Source organism: Microbacterium sp. ZW T6_19, from assembly GCF_044987465.1.
GTDB lineage: Bacteria > Actinomycetota > Actinomycetes > Actinomycetales > Microbacteriaceae > Microbacterium > Microbacterium natoriense_A.
The window spans coordinates 43,725-60,144 of record NZ_JBJDRH010000007.1 but is presented as its reverse complement, the minus strand read 5'-3'; the positions used below and the strand labels follow the sequence as shown (position 1 = coordinate 60,144).

The 16,420-nt window shown below is 69.2% G+C and carries 17 protein-coding genes; 6 read left to right on the top strand and 11 right to left on the bottom strand.

Annotation, left to right across the window (positions count from 1 at the left end):
- Positions 1 to 23 precede the first annotated feature (23 nt).
- From ACI3KT_RS11980 to ACI3KT_RS11970, 3 genes are all read right to left on the bottom strand, one after another.
- Complete coding sequence (locus ACI3KT_RS11980) at positions 24 to 569, bottom strand: MerR family transcriptional regulator (RefSeq protein WP_292908158.1); 546 nt, start codon at positions 567 to 569, stop codon at positions 24 to 26.
- A 100-nt stretch (positions 570 to 669) separates the two neighbouring features.
- A complete protein-coding gene (locus tag ACI3KT_RS11975) occupies positions 670 to 1,356 on the bottom strand; it encodes a MerR family transcriptional regulator (RefSeq protein ID WP_307297828.1) in 687 nt (228 codons plus the stop codon).
- Positions 1,356 to 1,841, bottom strand: coding sequence for an FHA domain-containing protein (locus ACI3KT_RS11970; protein WP_292908154.1), 486 nt, complete (start codon positions 1,839 to 1,841; stop codon positions 1,356 to 1,358). Before ACI3KT_RS11970 ends, ACI3KT_RS11975 begins: the two co-directional genes overlap by 1 nt.
- A gap of 99 nt (positions 1,842 to 1,940) precedes the next feature.
- Here ACI3KT_RS11970 and ACI3KT_RS11965 point away from each other — a divergent pair, with 99 nt between their 5' ends.
- Complete coding sequence (locus tag ACI3KT_RS11965) at positions 1,941 to 2,573, top strand: copper resistance protein CopC (protein ID WP_404904468.1); 633 nt, start codon at positions 1,941 to 1,943, stop codon at positions 2,571 to 2,573.
- 9 nt (positions 2,574 to 2,582) lie between these two features.
- A complete protein-coding gene (lpdA, locus tag ACI3KT_RS11960) occupies positions 2,583 to 3,980 on the top strand; it encodes a dihydrolipoyl dehydrogenase (RefSeq protein ID WP_404904466.1) in 1,398 nt (465 codons plus the stop codon).
- A 78-nt stretch (positions 3,981 to 4,058) separates the two neighbouring features.
- Here lpdA and ACI3KT_RS11955 read toward each other — a convergent pair whose 3' ends face one another.
- The 6 genes from ACI3KT_RS11955 to ACI3KT_RS11930 are packed head-to-tail and all read right to left on the bottom strand — an operon-like array spanning position 4,059 to position 8,436.
- A complete protein-coding gene (locus ACI3KT_RS11955; protein WP_404904464.1) occupies positions 4,059 to 5,177 on the bottom strand; it encodes an FAD-dependent oxidoreductase in 1,119 nt (372 codons plus the stop codon).
- Positions 5,170 to 5,886, bottom strand: coding sequence for a methyltransferase domain-containing protein (locus ACI3KT_RS11950; RefSeq protein ID WP_404904463.1), 717 nt, complete (start codon positions 5,884 to 5,886; stop codon positions 5,170 to 5,172). Before ACI3KT_RS11950 ends, ACI3KT_RS11955 begins: the two co-directional genes overlap by 8 nt.
- Positions 5,883 to 7,043, bottom strand: a complete 1,161-nt coding sequence (locus ACI3KT_RS11945) for a type III polyketide synthase (RefSeq protein WP_404904462.1) — start codon at positions 7,041 to 7,043, stop codon at positions 5,883 to 5,885. The genes ACI3KT_RS11950 and ACI3KT_RS11945 overlap by 4 nt, the downstream gene beginning before the upstream one ends.
- Positions 7,044 to 7,095: 52 nt before the next feature.
- The gene (locus ACI3KT_RS11940; RefSeq protein ID WP_404904460.1) at positions 7,096 to 7,731 is read right to left on the bottom strand and encodes a CYTH domain-containing protein; all 636 of its coding nucleotides are present in this window, start codon (positions 7,729 to 7,731) and stop codon (positions 7,096 to 7,098) included.
- Complete coding sequence (locus ACI3KT_RS11935) at positions 7,724 to 7,936, bottom strand: response regulator (protein WP_307297842.1); 213 nt, start codon at positions 7,934 to 7,936, stop codon at positions 7,724 to 7,726. Before ACI3KT_RS11935 ends, ACI3KT_RS11940 begins: the two co-directional genes overlap by 8 nt.
- Positions 7,937 to 7,965: 29 nt before the next feature.
- Positions 7,966 to 8,436 (bottom strand): A24 family peptidase, encoded by a 471-nt coding sequence (locus ACI3KT_RS11930; protein ID WP_307297845.1) that lies wholly within the window; start codon positions 8,434 to 8,436, stop codon positions 7,966 to 7,968.
- A gap of 142 nt (positions 8,437 to 8,578) precedes the next feature.
- Here ACI3KT_RS11930 and ACI3KT_RS11925 point away from each other — a divergent pair, with 142 nt between their 5' ends.
- From ACI3KT_RS11925 to ACI3KT_RS11915, 3 genes are read left to right on the top strand one after another with little or no spacing between them, the layout of a single operon-like run.
- Positions 8,579 to 9,322, top strand: coding sequence for a hypothetical protein (locus ACI3KT_RS11925; RefSeq protein ID WP_404904459.1), 744 nt, complete (start codon positions 8,579 to 8,581; stop codon positions 9,320 to 9,322).
- Entirely contained in the window at positions 9,319 to 10,854 is a 1,536-nt protein-coding gene (locus tag ACI3KT_RS11920; RefSeq protein ID WP_404904456.1) for a DNA polymerase Y family protein, read from the top strand. Before ACI3KT_RS11925 ends, ACI3KT_RS11920 begins: the two co-directional genes overlap by 4 nt.
- The gene (locus ACI3KT_RS11915; protein ID WP_404904454.1) at positions 10,854 to 14,294 is read left to right on the top strand and encodes an error-prone DNA polymerase; all 3,441 of its coding nucleotides are present in this window, start codon (positions 10,854 to 10,856) and stop codon (positions 14,292 to 14,294) included. The genes ACI3KT_RS11920 and ACI3KT_RS11915 overlap by 1 nt, the downstream gene beginning before the upstream one ends.
- A 26-nt stretch (positions 14,295 to 14,320) precedes the next feature.
- Here ACI3KT_RS11915 and ACI3KT_RS11910 read toward each other — a convergent pair whose 3' ends face one another.
- The gene (locus tag ACI3KT_RS11910; RefSeq protein ID WP_404904452.1) at positions 14,321 to 14,701 is read right to left on the bottom strand and encodes a hypothetical protein; all 381 of its coding nucleotides are present in this window, start codon (positions 14,699 to 14,701) and stop codon (positions 14,321 to 14,323) included.
- A gap of 454 nt (positions 14,702 to 15,155) precedes the next feature.
- A complete protein-coding gene (locus tag ACI3KT_RS11905) occupies positions 15,156 to 15,416 on the bottom strand; it encodes a hypothetical protein (protein ID WP_404904451.1) in 261 nt (86 codons plus the stop codon).
- 76 nt (positions 15,417 to 15,492) lie between these two features.
- Here ACI3KT_RS11905 and ACI3KT_RS11900 point away from each other — a divergent pair, with 76 nt between their 5' ends.
- Positions 15,493 to 16,359: a DUF72 domain-containing protein gene (locus ACI3KT_RS11900; RefSeq protein WP_404904450.1), complete on the top strand. Its 867-nt coding sequence runs from the start codon at positions 15,493 to 15,495 to the stop codon at positions 16,357 to 16,359.
- The last annotated feature ends 61 nt before the right edge of the window (positions 16,360 to 16,420 follow it).

The following is a 16,420-nucleotide window of genomic DNA, read 5'->3' as shown; positions in this document are numbered from 1 at the left end:
GCGCCGATGGGCCGGCGTAGTGCCTAGGCGGACCGCTTGGAGCGGCGGGCCGAGAGCTCGTCGACGGGATCGGGTGCAGTCGGGTCGAACTGCACAAGAGTCGACTCGACCTCGCGGAGCACCTTGCCGACGGCGATCCCGAACACACCCTGCCCACGGCTGACCAGGTCGATGACCTCGTCGTTCGACGTGCACAGGTAGACCGAGGCGCCGTCGCTCATCAGCGTGGTGCCTGCGAGATCGCGGATGCCGGCACGACGCAGCTCGTCGACCGCGGTACGGATCTGCTGCAGCGAGATGCCCGTGTCGAGCAGGCTCTTCACGAGCTTGAGGACGAGGATGTCGCGAAAGCCGTAGAGACGCTGTGATCCCGACCCGCTCGCGCCGCGCACGGTGGGCTCGACGAGCTCGGTACGGGCCCAGTAGTCGAGCTGACGGTAGGTGATGCCCGCCGCGCGAGCGGCTACCGCACCGCGATAGCCGACCTCGTCATCCATGGCGGGGAGGCCGTCGGTGAAGAGGAGCTCTGGCACGAACCGCGGGTCGCCTGCACGCTCGTCCGCATTCATCTGAAGTCCTCCCTGGAAGCTGATACCTCCACGCTAGAGCAGTGCCCTGACCCCGGCAATGACATCCGCGCCACCCCGAAGGTGTGTCGCAACCAGTTCGTTACGAAAGCAGCCGGGCCAGCGCGTCCTTGACGAAGAGCGAGCGCACCTCGTCGATCTTTCCCGCCAGTTCCGGCGCCATCTCACTCGCCTTCGCACGCGACGCGGCATCCGTCCTGCGAAGCAGCGCCGACAGAGCGGATTCGATGAGGGCGACCTCGCGTTCGGCGCCTTGACGGAGCGAACGCAGGTGCCGTGGCTCGATGCCGTGGCGGTCGAGGCCGACGAGGCTGCGCAGCAGAGTGACGGATGCCTCGGTGTAGGTCTCCTGCGCGGCCATCACCCCGGTGCTGATCGCGTCGTTCAACAGCTGCGGTCCGGCACCGGCCGCCGCGAGGAGCTCTTCGCGGCGGTAGCGGCGAGGAGCCGGCGTGATCGAGGGGGGTGGAACGATCGCCGCGGACTCGCCCGACGCCTCGGCCTCGTCAAGCTGCTCGCGGATGACGCTGAGCGGCAGATAGTGATCGCGCTGCAGGGTGAGACCCAGCCGCAGGCGCTCGATGTCGGCCTGCGAGAACTTGCGGTACCCCGATTCGGTACGCGAAGGGGTGACGATCCCCTGCACCTCGAGGAAGCGCAGCTTGCTGGAGGACAGATCGGGGAACTCCGGCGTCAACCGGGCCAGGACCTGGCCGATACTCAGCAGGCCCGCGGACGCATTGCGTTCGCGGGCGGGAGAGGACGCCATCAGTCGTTCGCCGCCGCGCGGTCGAGGGGTGATGCGAAGAAGTTCAGGCGGAACTTGCCGACGCGCAGCTCTGCGCCGTCGGCGATGGCGGCACGGTCGACCCGTTCGCCGTTCACATAGGTGCCGTTGAGGGAGCGCTGATCGATGATCTCGAACGAGCTGCCGTTACGGGTGATCTCGGCGTGACGGCGTGACACCGTGACGTCGTCGAAGAAGATGTCGGCCTCGGGGTGACGACCGACCGTCGTGACGTCGGTGTCGAGGAGATAGCGGGCGCCGGCGAGTGCGCCGGAGCGGACCAGCAGAAGCGCACTGCCCGCGGGCAGAGCCGCGATGGCACTCTGCTCCACGTCGGTGAGTTCGACGCCGAAGGGCACGAAGGAGAGGTCCGAGTCGTGCCCGAACGTCTGGGTCACGTCGTGCTTCTGCTCGCCGGAACGGTGGATCGCGGCGTCGCCGGCTGGTCGGCTGTCGTTGTCTGTCACTATGCCCTCCTGATCGTCCAGACTAACCGATCCGGAGCCGCTCGCGGGAGGCCGCTTCGCACTCAGCCGCCGCATACACGACATTCATAGGCTGGACCCGTGAAAACCGCCGCCCGGAGCATCCCGTTCGCCCCCGTCGCGCTCGCCGCGACCCTGCTCGTCGCGTTCCTCGTGCTGTTCGCACCTCTCTCGGCGTCGGCACATGACACATTGGTGGCCTCGTCGCCTGCGGCCGACAGCACGGTCGAGACCCTGCCTGCCGAGATCACGCTCACATTCAGCGAGAAGCTGATCACCGGCGATGGCGCGACCGAACTCGTCGTCACCGACGCCTCAGGCGCGTCGGTCGTGAACGGGCCCGCAACGGTGGACGGGGCGATCGTCACTCAGCCCCTCGTGGCGGGCGGTGCGGCAGGCGAGTACCACGTGGTGTGGAAGATCGTCTCCAGCGACGGCCACCCGACCTCCGGCGAGTTCTCCTTCACCGTGACCACGAGCACGCTCACCGCGCCCACGACCGAGCCGTCTCCGACCCCGTCCGCGACCGCCGCGCAGACCGCCGACGCCGTCGACAGGCAGGCCGCGGATCCGGCCGACTCCTCCGGCGACGCGGTCGGCTTCTGGGTGCTCGGAATCGTCGGGGTGCTCGTTCTCGCAGCCGTCGTGATCCTCGTTCTTTCACGACGTGGAAACCGCTCCACGACCGGATCGGACGACCTCTCGGCGCGATAGGCTGAAGGCATGCCACACTACGACGTCGTCATCCTTGGTGCAGGTCCTGGCGGATATGTCGCTGCGGTTCGCAGCGCGCAGCTCGGCCTGTCCACCGCGATCATCGAGGAGAAGTACTGGGGCGGTGTGTGCCTCAACGTCGGCTGCATCCCCTCCAAGGCTCTCCTCAAGAACGCGGAGCTCGCACACACGCTGAACCACAAGGCCGAGTTCTTCGGAATCTCGGGTGAGTTCACGATCGACTTCGGCAAAGCGTTCGATCGCAGCCGTGTGGTCGCAGACGGTCGCGTCAAGGGCATCCACTTCCTGATGAAGAAGAACAAGGTGACCGAGTACGACGGTCGCGGCACCTTCACGGGCCCGAAGGCCATCTCGGTCGCCAAGGCCGACGGCACGACCGAAGAGGTCACCTTCGATAACGTCATCATCGCTACCGGCTCGACCGTCCGTCTGCTGCCCGGCGTCACGCTGAGCGAGAACGTCGTGACCTACGAAGAGCAGATCATGACCCGCGAGCTGCCCGAGTCGATCGTCATCGTCGGCGCCGGTGCGATCGGCATGGAGTTCGCCTACGTGTTGACGAACTACGGCGTGAAGGTCACGATCATCGAGTTCCTCGACCGCGCCCTCCCGAACGAGGATGCGGACGTCTCGAAGGAGATCGCCAAGCAGTACAAGAACTACGGCGTCGACATCCTGACCTCCACCAAGGTCGAGACCGTGGTCGACAACGGCTCCGACGTCACCGTCACCTACACCGCGAAGGACGGCCAGCAGGGCTCGATCACCGCAGACAAGGTGCTCATGTCGATCGGATTCGCCCCGAACGTCACCGGCTACGGCCTGGAGAACACGGGCGTGAAGCTCACCGAGCGCGGCGCCATCGACATCGACGACCACATGCGCACGAACGTCGAGGGCATCTACGCCATCGGCGATGTGACCGCCAAGCTCCAGCTCGCCCACGTCGCCGAGGCGCAGGGTGTCGTGGCGGCCGAGACCATCGGCGGCGCCGAGACGCAGACGCTGGGCGATTACCGCATGATGCCTCGCGCGACGTTCTGCTCGCCTCAGGTCGCCTCGTTCGGACTCACCGAGCAGCAGGCCAAGGACGAGGGACGCGAGATCAAGGTCGCGACCTTCCCGTTCATGGCCAACGGCAAGGCCCACGGCCTCGGCGAGCCCGTGGGCTTCGTCAAGCTCATCGCGGATGCCGAGCACCTCGAACTCATCGGCGCTCACATGATCGGCCCCGACGTCTCCGAGCTTCTGCCCGAGCTGACGCTGGCCCAGAAGTGGGACCTCACCGCTCTCGAGCTGGCGCGCAACGTGCACACCCACCCGACGCTGTCGGAGGCGCTGCAGGAGGGCTTCCACGGTCTCGCAGGGCACATGATCAACTTCTGATCGTCAGAGTCAAGAAGAACGGGGTGACTGCGGACTCGCAGTCACCCCGTTCTCGTTGCGGCGCCTGCTCTGAGGGCGCTACAGCCGCGCCATCGTGATCATCGCCGCCATGCGCCCCCGCAACGGCGGCGAGCCGAGCGTCCTGATCAGCCGCTCGCGCGCGCCGAGTCGGGCTCCCTCTGCAGGCGCGCCCATCGACATGTAGAAGTGCGCCCGGCGTTGCACCTTTCTCGCCGTGCGGGCGTTGCGACGCTCGACCTCGCGGAGATCGGGAGCGCCCGTGCCCCCGAGATCGCCGATCGCGTGAGCGAGACGCTGCGCGGCGACCCAGCCGAGGTTCATGCCCTGTCCGCCGATCGGGCTGACCTCGTGCGCCGCGTCGCCGAGAAGCACGATCCGGCCGAGAACGGCGCGGTCAGCACGATGCTGCGCCGCCCGGAACACAACCGGCCGCGCTCCCGGCGGCACTTGCAGGTCGACGCCGGTGCGACCCCGGATCGCCGCCCGGAAGGCGTCGACGTCGCCGAGCGGTCCATCCGCCTCACGGGCCACCCACCGCCTCGTCCCGTCGGTGAGCGGGAAGCACTCGACCAGTCCTCCCGGTTCGCAGTGCAGCCGGGCACGGTCGACGGCAGAGGCGTCTGGGACGTCGAGCATCGCGTAGGTCGCCGCCCCGGCGCCGGCACGCCAGGGCACGTCGAGTCCCTCACGCAGAGGACTGCGCACACCGTCGGCCGCGACGATGAGCGAGGCGGTGAGCTCGGCGTGAGACCCGCCGATCTCGACGGTGAGCCGAGCGAAATCGCCTTCGTCTCGGGCCGAGATCGCAGAGCATCCGAGGCGCAGCGCGTCGGAGTCGAGACGCACGAGCCGCTCCCGCAGCAGAGTCCCCGTCCGCCGCTGGGGCAGGATCATGATCCGCCGATCATCCGCGAAATCGACGGAGGCGAGCATCCGACCACGGCTGAGCACATCGCCGCCTCTGAGCGCCAGCGCCTCGGCGCGCACCTTCTCCCCGATGCCCGCCTCGTCGAGCGCTCGAAGACCGGGCGGATGGATCCCGATCGCCCTGGTGCGCGGATCCTGCCCGCTGTGCTTCTCGCACACCACGACGTCGAGGCCCTTCTGGAGCAGCAGGCACGCCGCCAGCAGGCCGACGGGACCGGCGCCGACGACGATGACGTCGTGATCAGGCATCCGCCGATCCCCATCGCAACTCGATGCGCGAGGGGATTCCGGTGCGCACCTGCCAGCCCGACGGTGCGACGGCGGCCAGCTCCGATGCCGTGTAGGACCGGCGGATGCTGGTGAGTCCGTCATCGCGGATGAACGAGCCCGCCAGCAGGTTCTTCGCGAGCGGCAGGGTGAGCGCGGCGAAGAGCACGTAGGCGAACCGGCTGCGTGCGATGTCGCCGTGCACGACGAGCCCGCCGGCCCCCGCGAGCACACGCGTATCGGAGAGGAGCTGCTGCAGCTCATCGGGTCCCAGGTGATGCAGCACATGGTTGGACAGCACGATGTCGAAGGTCTCCCCCGCGCGCACCAGGTCGGCGGTGTGCGCGCAGAGATACCGCACCGCTGCGCCGGCGTCATGGGCCGAAGCCCATCGTGTCGCCCGATCGTCGGCGTCGAGCGCCGTGATGTGGGCCGACAATCCGTCCCGGCGCAGGCGGGCGGCGAGCATGCGGCAGAGGTCGCCACCGCCTGACCCCACGTCGAGGATCCGCACGCGCCCTCGTCGGGCGCGCGGGCGGATGTCACGACGATAGAGCAGACCGGGGCGCGACACGACGGAGTTGATCAGCGCGAACCGGCGGTAGGTGTGCTCCAGCATCCGCTGATCCGCATGCGGGTCGTCCATCAACTCGTGCGCAGCGACGGCGCGGACCGAGAGATCGGGACTCATGGCGCCTCTGGCGCCTCGACCGTCAGCAGCGCGCTCTCCGCCGTCAGCCCTGGTCCGAACGCCATGGCGGCGACGCGCTCTCCCGGCTGCGCATCCTGCTGCTCGAGGATGTGCTTCAGCACGAAGAGGATCGTCGCGCTCGACATGTTGCCGTTCACGCGCAGCACCTCTCGTGCGGGGTGCAGCTGCGCATCCGTGAGGTGCAGGCGCTCCTGCACGCGATCGAGGATGCTGCGTCCGCCGGGGTGGATCGCCCAGTGCTCGACGCGATCGCCGACGCGTCCCTCCTCGAAGGCCGCTGCGAGCTCGCTCTCCCCCGCGTAGAGCGGCCGCAGCGCGCCGATGATCGTCTCTCCGATGATCTGGGGAACGGACGTGGAGAGGATCATCTCGAAGCCGCTGTCGCCGATCGTCCAGGCCATGTCCTTCTCACCCTCGGGGGCGATGGCCGTGTGGAACCGGTCCAGTCGGAGCGCCGTGACCGACGTCGGGAGGTCCCGTGCGGTGACGAGGCCCGCTGCCGCGCCATCGGCGAACAGGGAAGAGGCGACGATCGTGTCGGGGTCCTCCGAGGAGCGCAGGTGCAGGGTGCACAGCTCGACACTGGCCACGAGCACGACGGCTTCGGGGTCGGCGATGCAGAACTGGCGCGCAGCGCGCAGCGCGGGCATGGACGCGTAGCAGCCCATGAATCCGAGGTGGTAGCGCTGCACCGAGTCGGCGAGCCCCAGCGCCCTGACGATCTCGTACTCGGGGCCCGGTGCGTGGAATCCGGTGCAGGAGACCGTGATGACATGCGTGATGTCGGATGCCTGGATGTCGGGATCGGCGTCGATCGCCCCGCGCGCCGCTTCGACGAACAGACGACTCGCCTCGCGGACGTAGACGTCGTTGCGCGTCTTCGTGCCCGGGGAGAGCAGAGCGCCGGTCGCCCTGTCGAAGAAGACGGGATCGTCGGTCTCAGCCGTGAGCGACAGCTCGTCGATCACCGTGTGCCGCGAGTCGATGCCGGAGCCGTTGAACGACGCGCCGACGATGCGCTGCGCCAGCCGCCCGATGTCGGGCTGTGAGGCGAAGACGTCTCGCACCTGGGCCTGAACGAGGACGGTGTCGGGAACGATCGTGTGCAGCGAGCGGAGCCTGACAGGTGGGTGCATGCTGTCACTCAAGCATGCACCCAGGTCTTCGCGAAAGGGGTTGCGCTTCGGCTCAGAACCCGAGAGCGCGGGCGAGCTTCGAGCCGGATGCCGCCTCGCGCCCGCCCGCGGCGAAGATCGCTCTCTCGGCTGCGGCGAACAGCTCTTCGCGTCCCGCCTCGTCGGCGGGTGCGGCGGGACCGAGCTCCAGTTCCCACTCCCGCCATTCGCGCCGGACGCCCTGACGGAGGTCCGTTGCACGGACGTGATCGTCGACGAACTCCGCCACGACGCCCTCGGGGCCGGTGAGCAGATAGGCGGTGCGACTGTTCTCGATGCGCGCGAGCGGGGTCAGCTCATCTCTCGTCCATCGCGACAGGGTCTCCATGACCGCGTCCGGAACGCTCTCGTCCTCACCGAGCGACCAGCCGATCTCGAGCCGGCCGTCGCCTTCTCGCGGTCCCTTGATGTGCCAGCCGGCGTCCGGCCCTCCGGTGCGGCGGCGCAGAGCAACGCCGGCGCGCGAGAGCGCGGCATCCGCCGTGTCGAGGTAGCGGGCGTCGAGCTCACGCACCTCTGCGTCGCTCACCGCGTCGACTCCGGGGAGTAGTCCCTGCCACTGCGGCAGCGGGGTGGCGACGTCGACGTCGTACTTGCGCTCGACCTCGACGGTGCGGGAGTGCCCTGAGCCGTCGGGGGTCTCAGTCATCCGAGGGGTTGATTTCCTCGAGGGACTCGTCGTACCAGTAGTCGATCTCGGTGGGGCCGTCGCTCTCACCCGTGTTCGAGGGCTCGCCGCGGCGGTTGTACACCACCTGCGTCTCGCTGTAGGGGACGATCAGCTTGTCGTCCGCGTCGCCGAGGGGGATGATCTGCCCGTCCAGCGGGCCGCCGTGAAGCCGTGCGAGTGCCATGTGCCCAGATTAGCGCCCGCAGGCGGCGGTCAGGCGATCGCGACGCCGAGAACCGCGCCGATGATCATCCAGGGCCCGAAGGCGATGCGGGTGGAACCCGTGGCCCTGCGCAACAGGATGAGCACCAGCGCGTAGAGGGCGGCGAGCACGAAAGCGGATGCCGCGCCGACGGCGAGCGCCGTCCAGCTGTGCCAGCCGAGCACGGCGCCGATGAGAGCGGCGAGCTTGACGTCACCGCCGCCCATGCCCGATCTGCTGGCCAGACGCAGAACGGCGTAGAAGCCGCCGAGGATCAGCAGTCCCCACAGCGCCCTGACGAGGGCTGCGTCGTCTCCCGTCATCACGGCGTCGAGCACGGCCAGCAGCGAGACCGCGGCGATGGCGGGCAGCACGATGCGGTTGGGCAGTCGATGCGTGCGGATGTCGATCACCAGCAGCCACGCGCCGACGCCGACCAGGCCGACGTGCGCGACGACGACGAGGGCGGTGCGCGGATCCATCCTCGAAGGGTAGGAGATCTGCGGATACTGCGGCCCAGAGGGTGTGGATAACTCGAAAGAGCGATGTCGGACGTTCGAACTAACGTCATCACGTCCACTTGATTTAATAGTACATAGATTCGAAGATGGAGATATGGGGAACATGCTCGACTCAGCGCCACTGCTCTCCGCGCCGGCCGACGTCCGCGCAGGAGAGGTGCTGAGGCTGCGCCGTGAGATCAGCCGCATGCAACGGCGACGCAGCGAGCATCCGCTGCTCCCCCTCGACTCCGCCTTCTCCTCGCTGCTTCCCGACGGCGGACTGCTCACCGGCTCCGCCTACACGGTGTCCCCCTCTCCCTCTCTCATCCTCGCGCTGCTCAGCGCGGCCTCTCAGAAGGGGCACTGGTGCGCGGTGATCGGCATGCCGACGCTCGGGATCGAAGCCGCCGCCGCATTCGGCATCGATCTCGAGCGGCTGATCCTCGTGCCGAACCCCGCAGAGCGCTGGCTGGCGGCGACCTCCGCCCTCGCCGAGGTCGTCCCGCTGATCGCGGTGCATCCGGGCTCACGGGTCCGCGATGCCGACGTCTCGCGACTGAGCGCCCGGCTGCGCGACCGCGGCACCACCTTGCTCGTCACCGAATCGGCGGCGAGCGAGGCCTGGCCGCAGAGCGAGGGCAGCATCCGACTGACCGACCCGCACTGGCACGGTCTCGGCGAAGGGTGGGGGCTGCTCCAGGACTGCACGGCGACCGTGACCGCGCAGATCAGACGCGCTCCGCTCGCCTCGAGCGTGCAGGTGCGCCTGCCGGGAAGCCACGGAGCGGTCGAGGCGATCGAGACGGCTCCCACCGCCATCGCCGAGCTGCCGATGCGGTTCGCCCCCCTGGCGGTGGCCGGATGACGTCTCCGCTCCGCGTCTTCGCCCTGTGGTTGCCCGACTGGCCGCTGCGCGCCGCCCTCGGCCCGCCGCCGCATCCGCCCACCGCACTGGTGCACGCGAACGCCGTCGTGGCGTGCACGGCATCCGCCCGCGAGCACGGAGTGCGCATAGGCCAGCGTCGCAGAGAGGCCCAGGGGCGGCTCGCCGCCTTGCGGGTGCTCCCCCACGATCCGACGAGGGACGATCGCGCGTTCCTCCCCGTGCTGCGGCTCGTCGAGCGGCACGCACCGGGGGCGACGCTGCTGCGCCCCGGGCTCGCCGTGATCCGCGCCAGAGGGTTGGCACGCTTCCACGGAGGGGAGGCCGAGGCGGGCAGCGCGCTGCTCGACATCCTCACCGCGGCCGGGTACTCCGAAGCCCGGATAGGCGTCGCCGACGGCCCGTTCACGGCTGAGCTCGCTGCGCACGGGTCCGAGCCGTGCACGGTCGTCCTGGCAGGGCGCTCGGCGGAGTTCCTCGCCCCTCTCCCCGTGCAGGCGCTCCGCGATGAGCATCTCGCGGGCCTCCTGACCCGCCTGGGCGTGCACACCCTCGGCGGATTCGCCGCACTCGACGCCATCGAGGTCCGCGATCGCTTCGGCGAGCGCGGAGCGCGCCTTCACGCCCTGGCGGCCGGCGCGGATTCCCGGGTGCCCGCTCCGCGGCCTCCCGATCCCGAGCTCGTGCGGGCCGTGGAGTTCGAACCCGCCCTGGCCGGCACCGATCAGGTCGCCTTCGCCGTGCGGCAGACTGCGGATGCCGTGCTCCTCGCCCTCGACGACGCTGCCTCCGTGTGCACCGAGGTGCGCATCGACCTGACCGACGACAACGGACAGGTGTTCTCCCGGTCGTGGCTGCATCCGACCTGCTTCGACGCCGCGGATCTCGTCGATCGCGTGCGCTGGCAGCTCGAGGCGCTGGCTGCGGAGTCTGCGCAGACGCCCGTCGACGAAGCCAGAGCGTTCGGCGGCATCGTGGCCGTGCGCATCGTGCCGATCGCGGTCGACGACGCGGCCCATCATCAGCCCGGCCTGTTCGGCTCGGCCACCGACGAGCGTCTGCACCACGCGGTCTCCCGCGTGCAGACCATGCTCGGGCACGAGGGGGTGGTCACCGCCGCGATCGCGGGCGGACGCTGGCTCGCCGATCGGCAGGTGCTCACGCCCTGGGGCGAGCGCGCCGTCGCCCCCCGCGATCCGGTGCGCCCGTGGCCGGGGAGCCTGCCCGATCCGGTGCCTGCCGAGGTGTTCCTCCCGCCACGGCCCATCGGCGTGGAGTCGGCGACGGGCGAAAGCATCGGCATCGACGGCCGGGGTTCGCTCTCCGCCTCGCCCGCGCGCATAGACGGGGCCGGCGTGCAGGCGTGGGCGGGCCCGTGGCCGATCGCCGAACGGCGGTGGACGGCTGACGGCGGCAAGAAGGGGCACCGGCTGCAGATCGTCGACGACCGCGAGCGCGCCTGGCTGGTGTTCTGCACCGGCGGTCGCTGGTGGGCTGAGGGGAGGTACCGCTGATGGGCTGGCACAACCCGCCGCTCACCTGGAGCGAGATCGAGCGCACTCTCAGCGGCGACGAGCCGCCGAGTGCCGAACCGCGCGGCACGCGGACCGACCCGGGGCCGGTGAGTCGGAAGCGCGACTACACCGCGCCTCCCCCGATCACGCGCCCCGACGACGCCGTGCCCTACGCCGAACTGCACGCGCACTCCTCCTACTCCTTCCTCGACGGCGCCTCCTCTCCGCAGGAGCTGCTCGTCGAGGCCGAGCGTCTGGGGCTGTCGGCTCTGGCGCTCACCGACCACGACGGCTTCTACGGGGCCGCGCGGTTCGCCGAGGTCGCCGACATGATGAACGCGTCGGTGCAGACCGTGTACGGGGCTGAGCTGTCGCTGGGGCTCGACGCTCCGCAGCGCGGAGCCGCCGATCCGATAGGAGAGCATCTGCTCGTGCTCGCCGACGGGCTGGAGGGGTATCACCGCCTCTCCGGCGCGATCACGACCGCGCAGCTGCGGGGCGGAGAGAAGGGCCGCCCCGTGTACGACGTCGACGAGCTCGCGGCGAGCTCGAGCGGACGCTGGACGATCCTCACCGGGTGCCGCAAAGGAGCGGTGCGCCGAGGGCTCGAGGCCGGGGACGCCGTGACGCCCCTGCGCCGACTGGTCGACCTGTTCGGTCGGGATCATGTCGCCGTGGAGCTCTTCGATCACGGCGACCCGCTGGACTCCCGCCGCAACGACGAACTCGCCTCACTCGCCCGGCGGATGCGTCTGCCCGTGCTGGCCACGAACAACGTGCACTACGCGACACCCGAGCGTGCGGGTCTCGCCGAAGCCGTGGCCGCGGTGCGAGCGGTGCGCAGCATGGACGAGCTCGACGGCTGGCTGCCGGCACACGGCGGGGCCCATCTGCGCAGCGGCGCAGAGATGACAGCTCGCTTCCAGCGCTACCCGGGGGCGATCTCGTACGGACTCGAGCTGGCGGCGGCATCCGCCTTCCCCCTGATCCAGGCCAAGCCTGCGCTGCCGCAGCAGGAGGTGCCCGCGGGGCACACTCCGATGAGCTGGCTGCGCCATCTGGTCTGGGAGGCGGTGCCGACGAAGTATCCGCGACTCGACGACGACGGCCGCAGGCGGATCGCACGTGAGCTCGACGTGATCGAGGAGAAGGACTTCCCCGGCTACTTCCTCATCGTGCACGGCATCGTCGCGGAGGCGAAGGCTCGCGGCATCCTGTGCCAGGGCCGGGGCTCGGCTGCGGCGAGCGCGGTGTGCTATCTGCTGGGGATCACCGCGGTCGATCCCATCCTCTACCGGCTCCCCTTCGAGCGCTTCCTCGCCACCACCCGGCAGGAGGAGCCCGACATCGACGTGGACTTCGACTCCAGCCGCCGCGAGGAGATGATCCAGTGGACCTACGAGCAGTACGGCAGGGAGCGCGCGGCGCAGGTCGCGAACGTCATCCAGTACCGCCCGAAGAACGCGGTGCGCGACATGGCGAGGGCTCTCGGCTACTCCCCCGGTCAGCAGGACTCCTGGTCGCGCCAGGTCGATGGCTGGTCGGCGGGGCTGGAGGTGTCCGAAGACCACGACATCCCCGAGAACGTGCTCGAGTACGCGGGCGAGTTGCTGAAGGCTCCGCGTCATCTCGGCATCCACTCGGGCGGCATGGTGCTCACCGCACGTCCTGTGGGCGAGGTGGTGCCGGTCGAGCACGCGCGCATGGAGAACCGCACGGTCATCCAGTGGGATAAGGACGATGCGGCATCCATGGGGCTGGTCAAGTTCGATCTGCTGGGGCTGGGGATGCTGGCGGCCCTCCGGCACTGCTTCGACCTGGTGCACGGCGCCACCGGCGAGGAGTGGACGCTGGAGACCATCCCCAAGGAGGAGCCGGCGGTCTACGACATGCTCTGCCGTGCCGATTCGATCGGGGTGTTCCAGGTCGAATCGCGCGCACAGATCGGGCTGCTCCCCCGACTGCAGCCCCGATGCTTCTACGACCTCGCGATCCAGATCGCGCTGATCCGTCCCGGTCCCATCCAGGGCGGGGCCGTGCACCCGTTCGTCCGGCGCAAGATGGCGAAGGATCAGGTCGATGAGGAGAACCGCGAGCGGATCGCACGCGGCGAGGAGCCTGTGGAGTATCCGATCCCCTATCCGCATGACGATCTGAAGCCGATCCTGAAGCGGACGCTGGGCATCCCGATCTTCCAGGAGCAGCTGATCCAGATGGCGACGGCCATCGGCGACTGCACGGCGGACGAGGCCGATCTGCTGCGTCGGGCGATGGGCTCCAAGCGAGGGCAGGAGAAGATCGAGCGGGTGAAGGACAAGCTGTACGCGGGGATGAAGAGGCGGGGGCTGTCGACGGAGCAGTCCGACCGCATCTACGCGCAGATCCAGGCGTTCTCGAACTTCGGGTTCGCGGAGTCGCACTCGCTGTCGTTCGCGCTGCTCGTCTATGCCAGCTCCTGGCTGAAGCTGCACTATCCCGCCGCGTTCCTCGCCGGTCTTCTGCGGTCGCAGCCGATGGGCTTCTATTCGGCGTCGACGTTGACATCAGACGCGCGCAGACACGGGGTCGAGGTGCTGCGTCCCGATCTGCATGCGTCCGGCGCCACCGAGATCCTCGAGCGGACCGGCCCGGCCGGCCCCTGGCTCGATTCCTGCCTCCACGACCCGCAGCCGTCGGCCGCGAGATTCGACCGTTCACTGCCCGACGAGTCGGACGCCCATCGCCGTGACCGAGGCTTCGCCGTGCGGCTCGGCCTCAGCGGTGTGCGCGGGATCGGGCAGCAGCTGGCCGAACGGATCGTCGCCGAGCGCGAGGCGAACGGCCTCTACCGCGACCTGGGCGATCTGGTGCGGCGCACGGATGCCACAGCCGCTCAGCTGGAATCGCTCGCCACCGCAGGGGCCTTCGGCTGTCTGGGTCTGCAGCGCCGCGAGGCGATCTGGCTCGCGGGCGCCGCCGCCGAGGACCGCGCGCGCTATCTGCCCGGGACGGTCGTCGCCGTGCAGCCTCCGCTGTTCGCCGACCAGTCCAGCTATGAGCAGCTCTCCGCCGATCTCTGGTCGACGGGCGTGTCCACCGACGATCACCCGCTCACCCATTTCCGCGCGGGGCTGCGGGAGCGCGGGGTGCTCACAGCTACCGAGCTGCAGGATCACGAGGTCGGGCGGCGCATCGAGGTCGCCGGTCTCGTCACGCACCGGCAGCGACCGGCGACCGCGGCCGGAATCACCTTCATCAACCTGGAGGACGAGACGGGACTGGTCAACGTGGTCTGCTCGGCAGGTGTCTGGGGCCGCTACCGTCGCGTCGCCCGCGACTCTCCGGCACTTGTGATCCGCGGCATCCTGGAGCGCTCCACCGAGGGCGTCGTGAACGTGCTCGCTGACGGGTTCGAGGATCTGCGCACGGGCTTCGCACACCGGTCGAGAGACTTCCGCTGATCTCCCCGCGGACACGGAGGGAGCGTTCACCAGATCCGGTCGACGGGCTCCTCCGGCGCTTTGTCCGTCCCGCCCCAGCGGTCAGCCTCCGCCTTCGCCGCGTCGACCGCCGCATCCGCTTCCCGCAGCGCAGTGCGGGCTCCCGTGCCCCCTGACGCCTCCGGAGCCACCGCGAGTTCGGTGTGCGCACCGGTCCCGCCCAACACGACCGTGCACTCGAGGACCCGCCCCATCCAGCGGACGATCTCTCCCCGTGGCTCTTCGGCCCTGCGGTAGCGGATGCCCGTGTCGAGATCCACGATCGAGAGGATTGCGGGTTCCCCGCCCTCGACGATCCGTTCGGACACCTCGATGCGATGCCCTCGCGCGATGGCGAGCTGCGTGTTCAGCACGAGCGTCCTGTCCATGACACCACTCTATGGTTCGCCGCCGCCGCGGCAACCCCGACTCCGGCGCGAGAATATTCGTATATTTCTTTGTCCCCCAAATGGCGGACATGACAAAAGAGCGATACTCTGGTATGCGTAACCGGGGATACAGGCTGAGAACTGGGGAATCAGCCGATGAGAGCCGCGAAATCTTCGCCGCCCTCCCCTGCCGTCCGGGAAGGGCGGTGAGCCCTCTCGGGAAGATCCAGCTGGGGAGCGGATGACTCGAGAGGGCAACCATCTCCGTCGGCGGCCGTCCTGCTTGAACTCCCCGCCGTCCGCGCGATAGCGACCGCATCCGCACGCGTCAACCCCGGCGCGCTCGAATCATGCCCGACGTAGCGTCGAAGACGACGATCGAGGAAGGACATGAGATGAGCGACCTGCTGCCCGGAACCGCGTCGGGCGCGGCGATGGCCGGCTCGATGCGCCCCTACTGCTCCAGGAAACCCTCGTCGTCTGACGCCAACACCCCGACCCCCGCCCCCTCCTCCGAGGACGTCGGCTCGTCATCGAACGGCACTTCTTCGCGCTGGTCGGCCACATCGGCCTCATCGGCCTCGGTCAGTGCGGACACCGGCTCGAGCGAGACCGCGCGTTCAGGGTCGTCGGGTTCGTCGATGACCGGGCGTCGCTGTTCGGCGAGATCGCCCGTCGGCTTCAGGTCGTCGATCCGTTCCTCTGCATCGGACATCTCGGGATCCTCTCTCGTGCGGGTTTCTTCGATCCTGCGCGTGCGTGGGCTCCGCTGCCAAGGGGCTTGACGCGCGATGGTGTCCTCCCGACAGGTCCGCAGCGTCGTCCGCATCGGCGTCTCGGGGTGGAGGTACCCCCGGTGGCGCGGTGACTTCTACCCGAAGGGCCTGCCGCAGCGACGAGAGCTGGAGTACATCGGTGAACGGTTCCCCACTGTCGAGCTCAACGGCTCGTTCTATTCGCTGCAACGGCCCGACAGCTATCGGAGGTGGCGTGCGAGCGTGCCGGAGGACTTCGTGTTCGCTGTGAAGGGCTCTCGATACGTCACGCACATGCTCCGCCTGAAGAACGTCGATCAAGTGCTCTCGAACTTCTTCGCCTCGGGCCTGCTGGCCCTCGGACCGCAGCTGGGCCCTCTTCTCTGGCAGTTCCCGGAACGGCTGCGTTTCGACGCGGAGCAGTTCGAGGACTTCCTGCAGGCGCTGCCCGCAACGACCGGAGAAGCGCAGAAGCTCGCTCGCAGGCACGACGCTCGGCTCGACGGACGCGCATGGCTCGAGATCGAGGCCGACGTCCCGATCCGCCACGCGATCGAACCGCGCTCCTCCTCATGGGACGATCCGTCGAGCCTGCGGCTGCTGCAACGGCACGGAGTCGCGCTCGTGGTGGCCGACACGGCAGGACGATGGCCGCGCTTCGACGCACTCACCGCAGACTTCGCCTACGTGCGACTGCATGGTGCCCGCATGCTGTACCACAGCGGATACACCTCCGCAGAGCTGCGCGAATGGGCCGATCTCGTGACGGCGTGGGCCGACGGCACCGGCGCGGAGGACGGTCGACCCCGCGACGTGTACGTGTACTTCGACAACGACGCCCGCGGCCACGCTCCTCACGACGCCGCCGCCCTCGCCGCACTCGTCGCCGAGCATCTCGACTGAGCCGGGTCAGGCAGATCCCACGAGTTCCGCGGCCGCGCCGTCGGACCCTATCCCCGTGCGA